This is a genomic window from Ruegeria sp. E1 (assembly GCF_056534225.1).
In genome coordinates, this window is sequence record NZ_JBQFPE010000049.1 from 1 (window position 1) to 991 (window position 991).

Genomic DNA, 991 nt, shown 5'->3' on the forward strand with positions numbered 1-991 from the left:
CTGCGAATGTGTCCGGCATCCCTCCAACGATAAATTCAGGCTCTGCCAGCAGTCCAGTCAGGAGGTTGTAGTCGTCGCATTCGATATGCGGCTGTGCGCTGACCTTTTCGGCGGCCTCAGCACCGCCACCAAGCGCTTTTGTCAAAGCGGCTTTCCAATGCTTGTGGAGATGGGGTGATGCAAAGGGAAAATCGAAAATACCCGCCATGGTTTGTGGCCCACGCTGGTGAATCTCATGATCTTGATGAGCAACGAACTGGATGGGTTGCTTCTCCATCACCATGATCTCGACATCTTCTGCTTCAGGTGTGTAGGTCAGATCACCGAGGAACACGTCAAACTCCCCTGCCTGCAACAGATCGAGTGGACGCGCATAGGCGCTCACCAGAATTCTGAAGCGCAGGTCAGGCATCGTTCGCCGCACCGCACGCAAGACAGGCAGGATCAGTGTCCGAGTGGTGAGCGGCCCGCAACCGATAAGCAAAGTTCCCGGCCCGGTTTCACGCAATCCAGCAACACGGGTCGCATAGCGGTCTAGGTCTTCACGCAACGCCTGGGCGATTGGCAAGAACTCCTGCCCCGCGCGTGTCAATGTGCTGCTGTTTCGCCTGCGATGAAACAGAACAAGCCCAGTGTGCTCCTCAGCCTGCGCGACATAGCGGGACAAGGACGCATTGGACACGCCCATTGCACGGGCGGCGGTCTGAAAGCTGCCGATTTCGGCCAATTCAAGAAATGCGGTCAGAGCGTTTTCGTTCATCATGTGGGCGATCTCATTTCAATTTTTGTGTTTTAGTTTTCACAGTATGAAATGATGGTAAAGCTCTGTTGCGACACGAAAGTCTCAGTCGCTATCCCTGATGGACCCTTCGATATCGTCTTACGTCCACAGAGGTACTTATGTTCATTCTTCGATCTATTGCGGCTTCCGCCACGCTGGCGACGGCAACAGTCTGTGCCATGCCGGTTCTGGCCGAAACCGACCAACCCA

General features: G+C 54.9%; 1 protein-coding gene. It reads right to left on the bottom strand.

The features are described from left to right. Positions 1 to 763: LysR family transcriptional regulator (locus ACR0FG_RS20890; RefSeq protein WP_480895284.1), on the bottom strand; the 763-nt coding region annotated here is incomplete at its 3' end. Positions 764 to 991: the final 228 nt, after the last annotated feature.